Raw genomic sequence first — 16,905 nt, forward strand, 5'->3', positions numbered from 1 at the left:
ATGGCTGAATTCGATCGCGCTGAACTCGACGAGATGGTGCAACGCTGGGTGCAGGCCAATAAGGACTGCGAAGCCAAAGGCGATTGGAAGCCGCTGGTCGACTTCTACACCACCGATGCCACCTACGGCTGGAACTACGGGCCCAAGCAGGAATTCATGGCCGTCGGCCGTGATGAGATCCGTGATTACGCGCTCGGTACCGAGATGGAGGGTCTCGAAGGGTGGGTCTATACCTACCAGCACTTCGTCATCGATGAACGCAGCGGTGACGTCATCGGATTGTGGAAGCAGATCAGTGATGCGACCCGTGCCGACGGCAGCAACTACTCGCCGGAAGGCATCGGGGGCAGCTGGTTTCGCTACGCCGGTGATTTCCAATGGTCGTGGCAGCGCGACTTCTTCGACTTCGGGAACGTGGGCGCGCTGTTCATGGAGATGATCACCAACAACGCGTTGTCCGATGGCATGCAGAAGCGCATCCAGCGCGCGACCTCGAGTGCGCCGTTGCCCGGCTGGTACCGGATCGGCCAAGGTCCAGTACCGCTGTGGTGACCCGGTTCCGACGAGACCCATCGAGAGAATAATCCCGTGGCAAACAACTTTGCTGACCTGTTCGAGCACGCCGTAGACGCGATGCCCGATCGTATTGCTCTGATCAGTGGCGGCCGCCGTGTTTCCTATATCGAGCTCGAGAGGCGGGCAAACCAGCTCGCCGATTACTTCGGCTCGCTCGGCGTGGGTGCGGGGACGCACATCGGTTTCCAAATGCACAACAGCATCGAGACCGTCGAGATGTGGCGGGTGCTCGGCGGTGGAATCGACTTTTACACGGGTGAATTCCTCGCCGTACCACCAGTCGCGCGTCGGGGCCCAGAACGATCCATTGACATGGCTGGTGTTGCCGCCGTTGATCAATGCCGCGGCGTTCATGCCCACGTTCATCGCGTCGTGGTCGGGCAATTCGGTGGTTCTCGAGTCGAAGTTCGACCCGGTGCGAGCGTGGGGCCTGGTGGAGCGGGAACGACCCCACGTCATGGTCATCACGGGGCGATTCGGTTGGCAAGCGATGAATCCGCGTGTGCTAATGGTTCAAGACAGTAGTCGGTAGTAATGTCTAGACATATGTCCGAAATAGTGTCACCGGGGACCGAAGCCACACGGCGACGGCTGACCGAGAAGCAGGCCGACACCGTTGATCGCCTGACCGCCGCAGCGGTCGAAGTGCTTTCCCGAGAAGGATACTCAGGCACCACGGTGCGGCTCGTTGCCGCCGCCGCGGGGGTCGGTACGGCCACCGCATACACCTATTTCTCCTCCAAGGAACACCTCATCGCCGAAGTGTATTGGCGGCGATTGGTGGTCGCACCGCTCCCCGACATGGAGGGCCTGGACCAAGTTGCCCGCGTCGGCGCCGTCCTGCGCCAGGTATCGATGCTGATCGCCGACGAGCCCGCCCTGGCCGGCGCGGTCAGCAACGCGCTCCTGGGTGACGATCCGGATGTCAAGCACCTGAGGGTCCGAATCGGCGCCGAGATCCGCGGCAGGCTCAGTCGCGCACTCGGTTCCGAAGAGACCGAGACGCTCAGCATCCTCGAGCTCCTCTACGCCGGCGCACTGCTACACGGCGGCATGGGGCATATTTCCTACAGCGAAGTCGCCGACCTGCTGGAGGCCTGTGTCCGGCGGTTGTTGGGCTGAGTCGCCCTGCCTCAGAACGAGAGTCAACGAGCCGAGTGCCCCCGCCGTCCTGGCTGGAGCACTCGGCTCGATCCATTTCTGCTGGTGGTGCCAGACTGGTGGAGCTGGTGCAGTCGATCATGACCACGATGACATCGACCCAATCAGGAGGCTGCAGTGTCTGCGTTCTCGCTACCCCGGGATTCGATTTCGCCGATCCAGCGTTGTGGGAAGCCCGCAACCCCGTCGAGTAATTTGCTCAGCTTCGTCGCACGGCCCCGGTCTCGTGGAATCCGCAGACCGATGCCCAGTCCGGGGGCTTTCGAGACGGCGGCTACTGGGTGGTGACCAAACATGAAGACATCAAAGAGGTTTCGCGGAAGCCAGAGGTCTTCTCTTCGCAGCGCAAGGGTGCGATCATTCGGTTTCCAGGTGAGGTCACCCCCGGGCAGATCGAGGCGACCGGCGCGCTATTGGTGAACATGGATCCGCCCAAGCACACCAAGATTCGGTGGATCATCTCGAAAGGGTTCACTCCCCGCGCAGTCGAGGGACTGCGGGCGGCTCTCACCGAACAGGCTGGGGCCATTGTGGATGCCGCGAAAAAGGAGGGCGGAGGGGACTTCGTCGAACAGGTGGCCGAGCGCCACGCGTTCGCGCACCCGCCGATTCGGCTCGGTCGTTGCGATTGTGGGACTCCGCGGCCGGCTGAGCGACGTCGGACAACGTCCTGCTGGGCGTGGCATTCTGCCGACGCTGTCGCGCTTTGGAAAACTATGTTACCTTAACCGCGTCATCATTCAAGCCCAGGTGCCGAAGCTTGACCGTAGGAGCGTTGTGGACACACGCGAACTGCTCGGTCGTTTCACCTCGAGCTTCGGCAACCCGGACCGGATGGTGGAATTGCTTGCGCCGCAGGCGGAGTGGTGGATCACCCCTACCGTCGGGATCCTCGGCAGTCCGACCGTCGGCCGGGATTCCATCCGTACTGCCCTGGAGATCATCTTCGGGACGTTGTACATGGACGTGCGGATCTCGGTCCACCAGGTCCTGGTCGAGGGCAACGCGGGAGCGGCGCGTTTGACGATGAACGCCGCGGCTCTGTTCGCGGCGGGCAGACCGTACGAGAACGAGTACAGCCTGTGGATCTTGTCCGATGGCGAGCTGATCACCCATGTATGGGAATACCTGGACGTCGCCCATGCCGCGGGCCAGTTCGGTTTGCAACGCTGAGGAAAGGAACTCGATGACCGCACCGCCAACCCGGTCCGCTCGCGAAGTCGTCGAGGCGTACAACCTCGTTGCGTGGAACAAGAAAGACTTGATTCTCGCTGCGGAGCTGATCGCCGACAACATAGTTCGTCATGACGTCGGACACGGCGTGTACTCGCCCCGCGCGACCAGCGTTCGGTGGTCAGGTCGTAATTCAATCAACGGAGGACAGAACACATATGCCGCAACAGGTACGCGCAGTCATCGCAAGATCGGCCGGGGCGCCCGTAGAACTGGTCGACATCATTATTCCCGATCCGGGACCCGGTGAGGTCGTTGTCGCGATCGCTGCCTGCGGGGTGTGCCACACCGACCTCACCTACCGCGAGGGCGGGATCAACGATCAGTTCCCGTTTCTGCTCGGACATGAGGCGGCGGGCACGGTCGAGAGTGTCGGTCCCGGAGTCGATTCCGTCGTTCCGGGTGACTTCGTAATTCTGAACTGGCGTGCGGTGTGCGGTCGTTGCCGAGCCTGCAGGAAAGGTCGTCCGCAGTACTGCTTCGACACCTTCAACGCCGCCCAGAAAATGACGCTGACCGACGGGACGGAGCTGACACCTGCCCTGGGTATCGGTGCTTTCGTGCAAAAGACACTCGTGCACGCGGGTCAGTGCACCAAGGTCGATCCCACGGCCGATCCCGCCGTCGTGGGGCTGCTGGGCTGCGGCGTCATGGCCGGGTTGGGCGCGGCGGTCAACACCGGAGGGGTCGGGCGTGGTGATTCGGTGGCGGTGATCGGCTGCGGTGGTGTCGGCGACGCTGCCATTGTCGGGGCTCGCCTGGCTGGAGCGACCAAAATCATTGCGGTGGACCGTGATTCACGGAAGCTCCGCTGGGCGGCGGAACTCGGCGCCACCCACACCATCGATGCCACGGATTCGGATCCGATCACCGCGATTCAGGACCTCACCGAGGGCTTCGGTGTGGATGTCGTCATAGACGCCGTTGGTCGCCCGGAAACCTGGAAACAAGCCTTCTACGCTCGCGATTTGGCCGGCACCGTGGTCCTGGTGGGTGTCCCGACACCGGAGATGCGCCTGGAGATGCCACTGCTGGACTTCTTCTCTCGTGGCGGCGCTTTGAAGTCCTCCTGGTATGGCGATTGCCTCCCCGAACGCGACTTCCCGATGCTGGTCGACCTATATCAGCAGGGGCGACTGCCCTTGGACAAGTTCGTCAGCGAACGCATCAAGCTCGACCAGGTCGAAGCGGCTTTCCGCACCATGCACGCCGGTGAGGTGCTGCGTTCGGTGGTCGTACTGTGAGCGGTGCGCTGCGCATCGAGCGCGTCATCACTTCCGGAGTATTCGCACTCGACGGTGGCACATGGGAAGTCGAGAACAATGTCTGGGTCGTCGGTGATGATGACGAAGTGTTGATCATCGACGCCGCCCACGATCCCGCGACGATCACCGCGGCCGTCGGGGCGCGCAATGTGATCGCGGTCGTGTGCACCCATGGCCACAACGATCACATCAATGTCGCCCCGCGACTGGGCAGAGATCTCTATGCCCCGATACTGCTGCACCCCGCGGATGAGCCGCTCTGGCAGCTGACCCACTCGGATGAGAAGTACTGGTCGCTTCTCGACGAACAGCGAATCCCGGTGGCGGGAACGGAACTTCAGGTCATTCATACGCCCGGCCATTCGCCTGGTTCGGTTTGCCTGCGACTGCCCGAGGTGACCGCGTTGTTCTCGGGCGACACTCTCTTCTCCGGCGGACCGGGCGCGACCGGCCGATCCTATTCGGATTTTCCGACCATCATCGGGTCGATTGGTGACCGGCTACTCACGCTGCCCGAGCACACCGATGTGTACACCGGTCACGGTGACGGAACGACCATCGGCGCCGAGGCTCCGCATCTGCCCGAGTGGATTGCTCGCGGACACTGATCGATTCGCTATGTGGCCTTCAGCAGGTTCGCGTAGTAACCCCTACCCGCGTCCAAGGCGGCCTCGACAACGATCAGGCGGCTGTCCTGGGCGCATCGGGTGAGGAATTCCCGCACGCGAGGTCCGGTCCAGCCCGCAGCGCAGACGGCCGACCAATATGCCAGATTGCGGCGGTGAAAGTGCTCCTCGACGTAATCGAGGATTCGGTCGATTGCGTGGTCGGGCAGCCGCAATCGGAGGACCGCGATCGCCCGCAACGCACCTTCGTCGAGGCGTTCGACCTGCTGATCCAAGCACCACAGTGCGGGTTGTGGATCGTTTTTCGTCGTTTGCCCGAGCCGGACCAATGCGTCACCGAGGGCAACGTTGATCGCCGTGGCACTGCGGGGACACAGCGCCAGGTCCCCGCAATACCTCTATGTCTCTGCTCGAGCCTGTTGCGCCGAGAGCCATGATCAGGTGGTACTGCGTCTCCCAGCTCCAGCGATGTTGCATTTCGTGCACGAGCGCCGTGCGGATTTCATTTGCTGTGGTGGAATCAGCCAGTGCGCGAAGTCGTTTCGCGGCGCGTCGACGGCGCGTGGACATGCTGTCGGTGAGCAACACCAGTGCTTGCTCTCGGGTCAGCACCACGGTGGCGGGTACGGCTCTGTGTTCAGTAAGCGATGAAGAGGATCTCATCGCGGCTGTAGTTGTGATCTGGGTGTGCGGCCGCGAGGTGGGCGCGAGTCTTTTCGACGAGGTCGTCTTCGTCGGTGCCGCGGATGTATTCACCGCAGGGACAGGCCAGTCGAGTCTTCATGATGGATCCTTTCGATGTATGCGCTCGGTGATCATCAGCGGCGCTTCAAGATTCGCTTCACGACCTGTTCGGTCGATCGTGTACCGCACGAGAACCGTGCCGCAACCCCGAGTGCCGAGTCGAGTAGCCGCCCGAGCGAATCGGCTCGGTCGGCATCGACGGCAGCGGAACCATCCGAATTAGACAATGGACTGTACATGTGTCCGAATAGTATTCCAGGTGCTGGTCCGGGCACAACGGTGTGACCCCGGAAAGTTACGGTGATAACGGCAACAGTGCTGGATAAGTGCGCCCATCGCAGAATGGCGCGGCCTCGATTGAGACCGCGCCGTTCGGCATGAAAGGGATCAGAGCGCCTTGAGTTCTTCGGTGACCGAGCTCACGGACTTCTTGGCATCACCGAACAGCATGGAGGTGGTGTCGGCGTAGAACAGCGGGTTGTCGATGCCGGCGAAGCCGGAGTTCATCGAGCGCTTGAGCACGATGACCGACTTGGCCTGGTCGACGTTGAGCACCGGCATGCCGTAGATCGGGGACGAAGCGTCCTCGCGGGCGGCCGGGTTGGTGACATCGTTCGCGCCGATGACCAGGGCGACATCGGTGCGGCTGAATTCACCGTTGATGTCGTCCATTTCCTTCATGGCGTCGTAGGAGACCTCGGCCTCGGCCAGCAGCACGTTCATGTGCCCGGGCATACGACCGGCGACGGGGTGGATCGCGTACTTGACCTCGACGCCCTTGGCCTCGAGCAGGTCCGCCATTTCCTTGACCGCGTGCTGAGCCTGGGCCACGGCCATGCCGTAGCCGGGGACCACGATGACCTGGTTGGCGTAGGCCATCTGGATCGCGGCATCGGCGGCCGAAGTGGCCTTGGCCTGCTTCTGCTCGCCGTCGCCGGAAGCGCCGGGAGCGGTTCCGCCGCCACCGAATCCACCGGCGACGATGGCCGGGATGGACCGGTTCATGGCCTTGGCCATGAGGTTGGTCAGGATGGTGCCGGACGCGCCGACGATCATGCCGGCCACGATCATGGCGGTGTTGTTCAGCGCCAGACCCGCTGCGGCAGCGGACAAACCGGTGAGCGCGTTGAGCAGGGAGATGACGACCGGCATGTCCGCGCCACCGATGGGCAGCACGACCATGAGCCCCAGAACGCCCGCGAACACGAGCACACCGATCATCCAGTACTGCGGCACACCGTCATTGGCGGCTCCAACAACGATTTCAGTAGCAAATCCGACCGCGCATGCCAGCAGCAGCAGATTCAACAACTGCTGAAACTTGCCGATGCTGATCGGGCGACCGGGCAGAATCTCCTGCAGTTTGCCGAAGGCGATGACCGAACCCCAAAACGACACCGAGCCGACGATCGCCGCGAACAAGGAGCCCAACACGATATGTGCTCGCGGCTCGTGGGCAGTTTGCGAAAATCCCTCAGTATCAAGAAATTCGGCCCAAGCGATGAGCGCCACGGTACCGCCGCCGACGCCGTTGAACGCGGCGACGAGCTGTGGCATGGCGGTCATCTTGGTGAACCGTGCGGGAGGCACGCCAAGCGCGACGCCGACGATCAGGCCTGCGATGATGACGATCCAATTGCCGGTGCCGCGAATTGAAATCAGGGTTGCCAAGACGGCGATCACCATACCGACGGCGGCGATCCAGTTACCTCGCACCGCCGTCTTCGGGCTGGTCAGCCCCATCAGGCCGTAGATAAAGAGCGAGAAGGCGACGATGTAGAGAATATTGACCAGATTGTCCATGGCTACTTACCCGCCTTCTCCGGCGCAGCGGCCTTCTTGGTCTTGAACATGCCGAGCATGCGGTCGGTCACGACGAAACCGCCGATGACGTTCAGGGTTCCGAACACGACAGCGACGAACAGAATGATCTGCATGAGCACCGACGGATGCTCGACTTTGCCGAACACCACAAGCGCGCCGAGCACGACAATGCCGTGAATGGCATTGGTGCCGGACATGAGTGGGGTGTGCAGGGTGTTGGGCACCTTGGAGATGACGGCGAAGCCCACGAATCCGGACAGCACCAGGATCGCGATATTCGCGAGGAGTTCTGTGTACATCAGGCTTTCACGCTCGATCCGATCGATTCGCCGCGCTCACGCGTGACGCAGGAATCCGCGAGCACCTGATCGGTGAAATCGGGTGCCAGGGCACCGTCCTTCAGCATCAGTTCCAGCAGCGCGAAGATGTTCTTGGAGTACAGCTCCGAGGCGTGCTCGGGCATGGTCGCCGGCAGGTTCAGTGGCGAGCAGATGGTGACCCCGTGGCGCACAACGGTTTTGCCGGGCTCGGTGAGCTCGCAGTTGCCGCCGGTCTCACCCGCGAGGTCCACGATGACGCTGCCGGGCTTCATGCCCTCGACGGCGGCCGCGGTGACCAGACGCGGTGCGGGACGACCCGGCACCAGCGCGGTGGTGATGACCACGTCGAACCCCTTGATCGCATCCTCCAAAGCCCGCTGCTGCGCGGCCTTCTCCTCGTCGGTGAGTTCGCGGGCGTACCCGCCCTCACCGGCGGCGTCGATACCCAGATCGAGCCACTGCGCACCGACCGAGCGCACCTGATCGGAGACCTCGGGCCGCACGTCGTAGCCCGTTGTGCGGCCTCCCAATCGCTTTGCCGTGGCCAACGCTTGCAAACCGGCCACGCCCACGCCCAGGACCAGCACGGTCGCGGGCTTCACGGTGCCCGCGGCGGTGGTCAGCATGGGGAAGTACCGCGTCGATTCCGAGGCGGCGAGCAGCACTGCCTTGTATCCGGCGACGTTGGCCTGCGAGGACAAAGCGTCCATGACCTGCGCGCGGGAGATACGCGGAATCGCTTCCACCGCGAAGGCCTGCACCCCGGCGGCCTTCAAAGCGCCGATCTTATTGTCGGCATTACGCGGTGCAAGAAACCCGATCAGTGTCTGCCCGTCGGCCAGTCTGGCGATCTCGGAGTCGCTCGGCGCGGCCACCTTGACGATCACATCGGCACCCCAGGGATCGCCGATGGTCGCCCCGGCTGCGGTGTAAAGGTCATCGGGAATGAGCGCGCCCAGACCCGCGCCTGTCTCGACGATCACCTCCACGCCCTGCGCGCGCAGAGCGGGAATTATCTGCGGCACCAATGCAACACGTCGTTCGTCGGATTCGGTTTCCCGAACGACCCCGATCCGCGTCCACTGATACGCGTCGGGTTCGGCTGGACTGTCCAGTGTTTCCACTCAGTGAATTCCTTTCGTCGTGATCGGGCGAACGGCAACGCGCTCAGGCACGATCGAGGCTCGCTCCGGGTTGGGGAGCGAAGTAATTCCGCAGGGCATATCGGAGCCAGCGCTCTCGCGAACGGATCGCGCGCTGACTGATGTCCGCGGTCGGGACCAAACGGTCGAAGCCGTGCCAACAGCCCGGATAGATCTCGAATTCGACTGGGACACCCGCAGATCGGAGGGCTTCGGCATAGGCGACCGTTTCGTCGCGGAACGGTTCAGTCCAGCAGTGGGAGCGCCCGGCGCGAGCGGGCTGTAGGCCATGACGCGTAACCGCGTTCCGTCGTCACGATCGACGTGAAACTCGTTGACCCGCATGCCTTGTGGCTGTTTCAGCTCGGTCAGCCGCAACGCCGTGGATATCAATCGACCGGCGAGGCGCAGCCGTTGCACACTGCTATCGGCGGCCAGGCAACGTATCAGCAGACCCGGAATCCGCAGTTGGGTGTTGACCATGTCGGCACGGATCCTCATCGCGTTCCTTTCGGAGGTGCGGTGAAGCTACCATGCGTTTGGAACACGGTCCAGACATATGTCCAGTCTAGTGCTCGGTGAGATTCCGGTGGTGTCGCGTTGTGCGATCGACCCAGAAGCGGGCACCGTCGCGGATGGCTTCGGTCACCGGGCGCGGTTGCCAGCCCAGTTCGCGCTCTGCCTTGGCGTGGCTCATCTCGGGCATCCAGTGCATCAGGCGCACGGTGGTTTTGGTGAGCCTGACCGATCGGCCCGTAAGGCGAGCGGCAATCGTGCCGAAGGTGCCGATCATGCTCAATACCTGCCGTGGCAATACGAGCCGGGGTGTCGGTCGGCCTGTGGTGGTGGCCGCGATCCGAATTATTTCACCGAGGTCGATGCTGCGTTCGGCGACGATGTAGCGCTGCCCGGGTCGTCCACGCTCGGCGGCCAGGATCAGCGCGTGCGCGGCATCGGTAATTCCCACGGATTCGGCGCGGACGCCGGAGACGGTGAACGGTAGTCGACCGAGAGCGGCGCCTGCCACGAAGGCGCCGTGCGGAGTGGGCTGCCAGTCGTCGGCGCCGTAGGTGTTGGCGACGCACATGGCCATGGCGGGCAGTCCATGGTCGCGGGCGTACCCGAGTACGAGTTCTTCTGCGGCTACGCGGGTCCGCACGTAGTGTCCTGCCTCTGTCGCCCAATCGAATTCGTCATCCTCGTCGGCCGGTCGCGCTCCGTGGCGCCCGATCGTCGACATGGTGCTGGTGAACACGAACGCATCGAGCGGGTGGCGGATCGCGACATCCAGGACCACGCGCAAGGTGTCGACATTGGTCGCGTACAGCGGCGCTGGGTCGGTGAGCCAAGCTCTGGTGTCGACCGCGCAGTAGTAGACGATGCTGCATCCATGAACCGCTGACTCGACAGCGGACGTGTCGGTCAGTTCGCCGACCGCCGATTCGATTGCGAGGCCGTCGAGCGGGCGGGTGTTGCTGCTCGGCCGGACCAGGACGCGAACCTGTTCGCCGCGCGCCACGAGTTCGCGAACCACGTGTGAGCCCAGGAAGCCGGTTGCGCCGATCACCAGGCTCTTTCGGGTGTTGTCGGGGCGAGTGTCACTGTCGGACATTGCTCGGGGTTCCTTTCAGTCCGGGCGGGCAGTGTTGATAAAGACCATTGTCCGGAATAGTATCCGGACACATGTCCGATAGAAATCTCGCTCATCGACGCAGATACTCGCGAGCAGTGCAGTACGCCCTCGCGGGCAAGGTGGTTGTTGTCACCGGAGGTGCTCGGGGCATCGGCCGAGCGATCGCTGCGGGTTTGTCGGAGGCGGGCGCTGTCGTCGCCATTGGGGATATCGACGCGGCGATGGTCGTGCAGACGGGCGCGGACCTGGGCCTCGCTGCCGCGTTGCCTCTGGATGTGACCGACCCGGACTCGTTTCGCGCTTTCCTCGGCGCCATCCAGCAGGAGCTCGGCCCGGTCGACGTGCTTATCAACAATGCGGGAATCATGCCCCTCGGCCGGTTCGCGGAGGAAACCGACGCGATCACCCGTCGCATTCTCGAGATCAACCTGTTCGCAGGCGGTACTCGGATTCACCGAGGCGATGCGCCTCGAACACCGGGGGACCGGCGTGCACTTCTCAGCGGTGCTGCCAACCTTCACCAACACCGAGCTCATCTCCGGCATGCATGCACCGTCGGGGATAGTCGCCCAACCAGAGGATGTCGCGGCCGCGATTGCCAGGTTGATCGCCCGGCCGCGCAGCCGTGTGTCGGTTACCCGGCTGGCCGGGGTACTGGCCGCTTTCAACAAGCTGACGCCGCGCCCGATCGGCGAATACTTCGCGCGTCGGCTGGGTATGGACCACACCTTCACGGACGAAATCGATCGCACCGCCCGGGCGGACTACAACCGCCGCCTCGGCTCGCACTGACCTTCGGAATCCTTTCCACCTCTTCGCTTTCACCAGGACGATCCTCATGGCCTACGTAATAACTCAGCGCTGCTGCAACGATGCCAGCTGCGTGTCCGAATGCCCGGTCGATTGCATACGCCCGCGGCCCGGTGACCCGGAGTTCGCGGCCGCCGAGATGCTGCATATCGACCCCGACACCTGCATCGACTGTGGTGCGTGCGTCGAGGCGTGCCCGGTGCAGGCCATTCACGCCGAGGACGAACTGCCGGCGGGCTACGAGCGCTATGCCGAGATCAACGCTGCCTACTTCCGTCATCACCCCTTGGATCCGGGGATCAACGATGCACTGAACCCCACTCGGCTGCCACGTGATTCGAGCCCGCTGCGAGTTGCGATCATCGGCACCGGTCCATCGGCGTGCTATGCGGCGGAACAACTGATCGCGCGCGGCAACGTCGAGGTTGAGATGTTCGACCGGCTACCCGCACCGTGGGGTCTGGCCCGCTATGGAGTCGCCCCCGACCATCCCGAAACCCGCGGCGTCACATCGATGTTCGCGGGGGCTTTCAAGCGCGACGCGGTGCGTTTCCATCTGAATGTCGAAGTGGGCCATGATATTTCGCACGCCGAGTTACTCGACCACTGCCATGCGGTCATCTACGCGGTGGGCGCGTCCGGTGATCGCCGACTCGAGATTCCTGGCGAGGATCTGCCGGGCAGCTTCTCCGCGACGGAGTTCGTCGCTTGGTACAACGGGCATCCCGACTACGCAGACCGGCAGTTCGATCTGTCCGGGGAACGCGCGGTTGTCATCGGCAATGGAAATGTCGCCTTGGACATCGCTCGGGTGCTGACGGCCGACCCGCAGGAACTGGGACGCACCGATATCGCCGACCATGCCCTGAAGGTGCTGCGCGAGAGCAATATTCGTGAAGTGGTCCTGGTCGGGCGGCGCGGATTGCGGCAGGGTGCCTTCACCGGACCGGAATTCCTCGCCCTCGGCCGCCTGCCCGGTACCGAGGTGATCATCGATCCGTCCGATCTTGATGAGAGCGTCGCCGCCGCACTGGCGGATCCGATCACCGATCCGGCGACACGGCTGAAGCTGACCCTGGCGCAGGAGTATGCACAGCGGCCGGTGATCGCAGACGCCAACCGGATCGTCTTCAGATTCCTCGCTTCGCCGCAGGCTCTGCTCGGCCGAGATCGCGTCGAGTCGGTGCGATTGACCCTCAACGAGATTCGCGAGTCCGGCGGTGTGGCGGAGGCAGTTCCCACCACCAAATCCGAGGACATCGCCACATCGCTCGTATTGCGCGCGGTCGGCTACCGCGGTGCGGCCATGCCAGACGTTCCATTCGACCCCAGGGCCGGGATCATTCCGAACGAGAACGGTCGAGTGGTCGATGCTGCCGGAGTGTTACCAGGGGTGTACGCCGTCGGTTGGATCAAGCGCGGCCCGCGTGGAGTCATCGGCACGAACCGTCGCGACGCGGAAGAGACGGTGGACGCGCTTGTCGACGACTTCAGTTTGGGTCGGCTGGGTACGCCCGTGCAGGGCCGCGCGGATCTGACGGCATTGTTGGGTGGGCGTTGCCCGAATCTGGTGGATCGCCAGGGGTGGGGACTGATCGATGCCGCTGAACGCGCCAATGGTGCCGAGAACAATCGCCCGCGGGTGAAGTTCACACGTACAGAGCAGATGGTGGCTGCGGCCCGTCCATGACCATCGGTCGACGAACCCGCCTGTCGCATCGAAGGTTCATCAGATTTGACCGTTGTGACGGACCGGTGTCGATGATACTGTCCAGACAGTTGTCCAGAACTCTGTCTCTCAACCTACTCATCCGAGTGGAGGTTTCCTGATATGCCACGTTTCGAACCACACCCCGGCCGCCGACCCGCACTGATCGCGGGGGCTTCGTCGGGCATCGGCTCGGCCACCGCAGAAATGCTTGCGGAACAGGGATTTCCGGTTGCGTTGGGAGCGCGCCGGGTCGATCAGTGCGAGCGATTAGAGATGGCCGCGGCGATCACCTCCGTGGTGACCGCACTGCGCGGCAGCCATCTGGTACTTGTCGAAGTGCAGCCGGGCGTGCCGCAGAAGCTCGCCGAATCCCGGAGTGGCGCATGAAGATTCACGCTGATCTCGACCTGTGTCAGGGACACGCGGTCTGCCAGGCGGAAGCGCCCGAGGTGTTCACCGTTCCCAAGCGCGGCAAGGTCGAGATCCTCGATTCCCACCCGGGTCCCGACGCGCGCGAGGGCGTCGATAACGCCGTGCGCTACTGCCCGACGCAGGCACTCACATTAAACGATGAAAGCTCGAATCTCCATGAAAGGACCACTGCTGTGGCTGATTCCGATCGAGCCGCTAGGGTGAGTTTCCGAACGCAATCGGACAGCGCGTACACCGCCCTCGAGCGCGACGAGCTGGCGATGCTGCTGCCCGAGTTGCTGCTGAGTGGGCATTTGATCGACCGCTCCGGGATGGCGCACACCATCGCGGCGTTCGGGCGTACGGGCATGACCGAAGTGGCGATCGAGGAGTGGCAACTCGCCAGCCCCGTCTACACCCGTCGTATGCAGCGTGCGCTCGGGTTCACCGGTGACAGTGTGGAGACGATATTCAAAGGGCTGCAGCTCGATATCGGCGCACCACCTCAGTTCATGGACTTCCGGTTCCGCGTCGATGACCACGACCATGGTGAGTTCTGGCTGGACCATTGTGGCGCGCTGGCGGACGTCGAACCCATGGGCGAGGCGTATGTGAAGTCGATGTGCCACGACATCGAGGATCCGACCTTCGACGCGACGGCGCTGGCCACCAATCCCTATGCCCAGGTCCGTCCGATTCACCGTCCGCCGCGGGTGCCCGCGGATCGACATCCGGTATGCGCGTGGACGGTGGTGATCGACTCCCGGCACATCCCGCCGGCGGTCCCATCGAACTTCGACCTGATAGCGGCGTCGTGTGCGGCGACGATCGAGCTCGAGTCGATCGATCGCGGTGATGCCGGTCGAGCCGACTACAGCGGTCCGTTGTTGAGCGACCTGCGCTTCGCGGATTTCTCCAAATCAGCGCTGATCCGAATGGCCGACGAAGTATGTCTGCAACACCACCTCCTGGCTCTTGGCTTTCTCATTGCGGTCAGGGAACGTGCGGACGACGACGCAGCGGTGGATATCGCGCGCAAGCAGTTCACGGGAATCGCCGGCCTGACCGCAACCCGCATTCGCGATGCGCTCGGGTTGGGTGATGACGACGCGGCGCTGGCCCAGGTGCTGAGTCTGCATCCCGCATGGAACCCCTTGCCGTACACCGGAATCTGCATCGATCACAGCGAAGTCGGCGTGCGCATCCGTATTCCCCGAAACAGTGGCGCGAGTCGTGATGGGGTGTGGCCTGCGCTGGTCGATACGGACGCACTCGCTCCGCTCGCCGCCATGGCCCGAGGGGTTAACCCGCGATATATCCCGTACGTCGTCACCAATACCGCCGACGAGCTTGCCGTTGGCTTCCTACTGGGAGCGGAGTCGTTTCCGGAAGCGGACGAAGTCGCGATCACTCGCTTCAGTACGGGTGCGGAATTCCAATTCACCGACCGCGGCATTCCGCTGCCGCTGACCGTGGTTCAACGAGGTACCAGCGCATCGCGCTGATTCACAGCGGCGTCACCGTCTCTCATCATCCCAACGCATTTCATCATCCCAACCTTGTCCCGGACAAGTATTCATAGTACATGTCCAGACATGTGTCCATACTAGTGGACAGGGTTCGAGAAGGGTTTTCCAATGACGCTGGTCAAGCCTCAGCGAGTGTCCGGGGGAGCAGGCGATCACGGGCACCTGGAGGAGTTCCGTACCGATCCGATCGCGCTCATGCGACGTGTCCGAAGTGAATGCGGTGACGTCGGGTCGTTCGAACTCGCCGGCAACGAGGTCATTCTGCTTTCCGGATCCGAAGCCAACGAGTTCTTCTTCCGCGCGAGCGACGACGAGCTGGATCAAGGGTCGGCCTACCCGTTTATGAAGCCGATCTTCGGCGAGGGCGTGGTATTCGACGCGAGTCCTGAACGGCGCAAGGAGATGCTGCACAACCAGGCGTTGCGCGCGGATCACATGAAGGGACATGCCGCGACCATCGCCGCTGAGGTGGACCGGATGCTTGCCGTTTGGGGTGACGAGGGTGAGATCGACCTGCTGGAGTTTTTCGCGGAGTTGACCATTTACACGTCCTCGTCCTGCCTGATCGGCAAGAAGTTCCGGGACCAGCTCGACGCGCGGTTCGCGCATTTGTATCACGAACTCGAACAGGGCACCGATGCACTGGCATACGTGGATCCCTATGCGCCGATCGAGAGTTTCCGCAAGCGCGACGAGGCTCGCGTCAAACTGGTCGAACTCGTCCAGAGCATCATGGATGGGCGCGAGGCGAATCCGTCGACCGACAAGGACGACCGGGACCTACTCGACATTCTGATCTCGGTGAAAGACGACGAGGGCGCGCCGCGCTTCTCGGCCAGCGAGATCACCGGCATGTTCATCTCGATGATGTTCGCGGGACACCACACCACGTCCGGGACCGCCGCATGGACGATCATCGAGCTGCTACGGCATCCGGAAATCCTGGCGACGGTGGTTTCCGAACTCGACGAGTTGTACGCGGACGGGTCCGAGGTCAGTCACAACGCACTGCGCCAGATTCCGAATCTCGAAGCGACGCTGAAGGAGACGCTGCGCCTGCATCCGCCGCTGATCATCCTGATGCGGGTGGCGCAGGACGAATTCGAGGTATGCGGTCACCGCATCGCTCGCGGTGACATGGTCGCGTCCACTCCCGCGATCTCCAACCGCATTCCCGAAGACTTCCCCGAACCAGACTCTTTCGATCCGAGCCGGTACCTCGACCCACGGCAGGAAGACATCGTCAACCGTTGGACCTGGATCCCCTTCGGGGCGGGGCGCCATCGGTGCGTCGGGGCGCCGTTCGCGCTCATGCAGTTGAAGGCGATCTTCTCGATTCTGTTGCGGGACTGGGAATTCGAGCTGGCGCAGCCCTCGGATACCTACCGCAACGACCACTCCAAGATGGTGGTGCAGCTGCAACAGCCGTGCCGCGTCCGCGTCCGCCGCCGTCAGCGGTGACATCCGGTCCACGACGACGTCGATCTGTCCAGGAGACAGCATGCCGGTCTTGGCCTCGCGGACCATACCGACCGCGGGTGATCCGTTGACGGTGTGGAGCAGGCAGGTTTAGCCCAGCAGTCCTCGGCGGCTGGGCGTGCCGGTGGAGGCGTCCACCGGCACGCCTCCACGTACGCACCGTTCGGCCGGGAGAGTTCGGGTTCTTCATGATCCTGCTGACCGTCGCCAATATCCGGCGGTGCCGCCGACCTCGCCGCGCTGGGAGTGCTGTGGAGACGGCGGATAGACATCTGTCTTCGCCCACCGAGCCACCGAGCCTTCGCTGCCGATCGATCACATCAGCCCGGGCCGAGTCGGTAAGGACCTGTGATGCCCGGAGTTCGCCACCGCACTTCACTCCAACCGGCGGGCAAAGCCTCCCGGACGGTTGCTGCGGCGAGAGCCGTCCTTTATCGCCTC

General features: G+C 63.2%; 15 protein-coding genes and 5 pseudogenes. 13 read left to right on the top strand and 7 right to left on the bottom strand.

Going from position 1 to position 16,905, the window contains the following annotated elements; all coding sequences use genetic code 11:
• The 8 genes and pseudogenes from OG874_RS05785 (at window position 1) to OG874_RS05820 (ending at window position 4,843) form a co-directional block, all read left to right on the top strand.
• Window positions 1-552: a nuclear transport factor 2 family protein gene (locus OG874_RS05785; RefSeq protein ID WP_330254084.1), complete on the top strand. Its 552-nt coding sequence runs from the start codon at window positions 1-3 to the stop codon at window positions 550-552.
• A 36-nt stretch (window positions 553-588) separates the two neighbouring features.
• Window positions 589-1,101 (top strand): AMP-binding protein, encoded by a 513-nt coding sequence (locus OG874_RS05790; RefSeq protein WP_330254085.1) that lies wholly within the window; start codon window positions 589-591, stop codon window positions 1,099-1,101.
• 21 nt (window positions 1,102-1,122) lie between these two features.
• Window positions 1,123-1,698: a TetR/AcrR family transcriptional regulator gene (locus tag OG874_RS05795; RefSeq protein ID WP_330254086.1), complete on the top strand. Its 576-nt coding sequence runs from the start codon at window positions 1,123-1,125 to the stop codon at window positions 1,696-1,698.
• A 128-nt stretch (window positions 1,699-1,826) separates the two neighbouring features.
• Window positions 1,827-2,318: pseudogene (locus OG874_RS05800) on the top strand (steroid C27-monooxygenase); the annotation flags it as partial.
• Window positions 2,319-2,514: 196 nt separating this feature from the next.
• Window positions 2,515-2,910 (top strand): nuclear transport factor 2 family protein, encoded by a 396-nt coding sequence (locus OG874_RS05805; RefSeq protein ID WP_330254087.1) that lies wholly within the window; start codon window positions 2,515-2,517, stop codon window positions 2,908-2,910.
• A gap of 13 nt (window positions 2,911-2,923) precedes the next feature.
• Window positions 2,924-3,052: pseudogene (locus OG874_RS05810) on the top strand (nuclear transport factor 2 family protein); the annotation flags it as partial.
• 76 nt (window positions 3,053-3,128) lie between these two features.
• Window positions 3,129-4,214, top strand: a complete 1,086-nt coding sequence (locus OG874_RS05815; protein ID WP_330254088.1) for an S-(hydroxymethyl)mycothiol dehydrogenase — start codon at window positions 3,129-3,131, stop codon at window positions 4,212-4,214.
• On the top strand, window positions 4,211-4,843 hold the full coding sequence (locus OG874_RS05820; RefSeq protein WP_330254089.1) for an MBL fold metallo-hydrolase: 633 nt from the start codon (window positions 4,211-4,213) through the stop codon (window positions 4,841-4,843). Before OG874_RS05815 ends, OG874_RS05820 begins: the two co-directional genes overlap by 4 nt.
• An 8-nt stretch (window positions 4,844-4,851) precedes the next feature.
• Here the strand turns inward: OG874_RS05820 and OG874_RS05825 are convergent, their stop codons facing one another.
• From OG874_RS05825 to OG874_RS05850, 7 genes and pseudogenes are all read right to left on the bottom strand, one after another.
• Window positions 4,852-5,136 carry a hypothetical protein gene (locus OG874_RS05825; protein WP_330254090.1) on the bottom strand — a complete coding sequence of 95 codons (285 nt, stop codon included), beginning with the start codon at window positions 5,134-5,136 and terminating at the stop codon, window positions 4,852-4,854.
• 362 nt (window positions 5,137-5,498) lie between these two features.
• Entirely contained in the window at window positions 5,499-5,645 is a 147-nt protein-coding gene (locus tag OG874_RS05830) for a DUF1059 domain-containing protein (RefSeq protein WP_330254091.1), read from the bottom strand.
• A 347-nt stretch (window positions 5,646-5,992) separates the two neighbouring features.
• A complete protein-coding gene (locus OG874_RS05835; RefSeq protein WP_330254092.1) occupies window positions 5,993-7,408 on the bottom strand; it encodes an NAD(P)(+) transhydrogenase (Re/Si-specific) subunit beta in 1,416 nt (471 codons plus the stop codon).
• 2 nt (window positions 7,409-7,410) lie between these two features.
• The gene (locus OG874_RS05840; RefSeq protein ID WP_330254093.1) at window positions 7,411-7,728 is read right to left on the bottom strand and encodes an NAD(P) transhydrogenase subunit alpha; all 318 of its coding nucleotides are present in this window, start codon (window positions 7,726-7,728) and stop codon (window positions 7,411-7,413) included.
• The gene (locus tag OG874_RS05845; RefSeq protein ID WP_330257195.1) at window positions 7,728-8,864 is read right to left on the bottom strand and encodes a Re/Si-specific NAD(P)(+) transhydrogenase subunit alpha; all 1,137 of its coding nucleotides are present in this window, start codon (window positions 8,862-8,864) and stop codon (window positions 7,728-7,730) included. Before OG874_RS05845 ends, OG874_RS05840 begins: the two co-directional genes overlap by 1 nt.
• Before the next feature lie 52 nt (window positions 8,865-8,916).
• Window positions 8,917-9,129 (bottom strand): annotated as a pseudogene (locus OG874_RS44635) (alpha/beta hydrolase); the annotation flags it as partial.
• A 330-nt stretch (window positions 9,130-9,459) separates the two neighbouring features.
• Window positions 9,460-10,503 carry an NAD-dependent epimerase/dehydratase family protein gene (locus OG874_RS05850; RefSeq protein WP_330254094.1) on the bottom strand — a complete coding sequence of 348 codons (1,044 nt, stop codon included), beginning with the start codon at window positions 10,501-10,503 and terminating at the stop codon, window positions 9,460-9,462.
• Window positions 10,504-10,574: 71 nt separating this feature from the next.
• Between OG874_RS05850 and OG874_RS05855 the strand changes: the two are divergent.
• The 5 genes and pseudogenes from OG874_RS05855 (at window position 10,575) to OG874_RS05875 (ending at window position 16,446) form a co-directional block, all read left to right on the top strand.
• Window positions 10,575-11,316, top strand: a pseudogene (locus OG874_RS05855) (SDR family NAD(P)-dependent oxidoreductase).
• 46 nt (window positions 11,317-11,362) lie between these two features.
• A complete protein-coding gene (locus OG874_RS05860; RefSeq protein WP_330254095.1) occupies window positions 11,363-13,024 on the top strand; it encodes an FAD-dependent oxidoreductase in 1,662 nt (553 codons plus the stop codon).
• A gap of 141 nt (window positions 13,025-13,165) precedes the next feature.
• Window positions 13,166-13,315 (top strand): annotated as a pseudogene (locus OG874_RS05865) (SDR family NAD(P)-dependent oxidoreductase); the annotation flags it as partial.
• Between the two features lie 113 nt (window positions 13,316-13,428).
• The gene (locus OG874_RS05870; RefSeq protein WP_330254096.1) at window positions 13,429-14,961 is read left to right on the top strand and encodes a ferredoxin; all 1,533 of its coding nucleotides are present in this window, start codon (window positions 13,429-13,431) and stop codon (window positions 14,959-14,961) included.
• A gap of 132 nt (window positions 14,962-15,093) precedes the next feature.
• Window positions 15,094-16,446, top strand: a complete 1,353-nt coding sequence (locus OG874_RS05875) for a cytochrome P450 (protein ID WP_330254097.1) — start codon at window positions 15,094-15,096, stop codon at window positions 16,444-16,446.
• Window positions 16,447-16,905 lie beyond the last annotated feature (459 nt).

This window comes from Nocardia sp. NBC_00565 (assembly GCF_036345915.1).
Lineage (GTDB): Bacteria > Actinomycetota > Actinomycetes > Mycobacteriales > Mycobacteriaceae > Nocardia.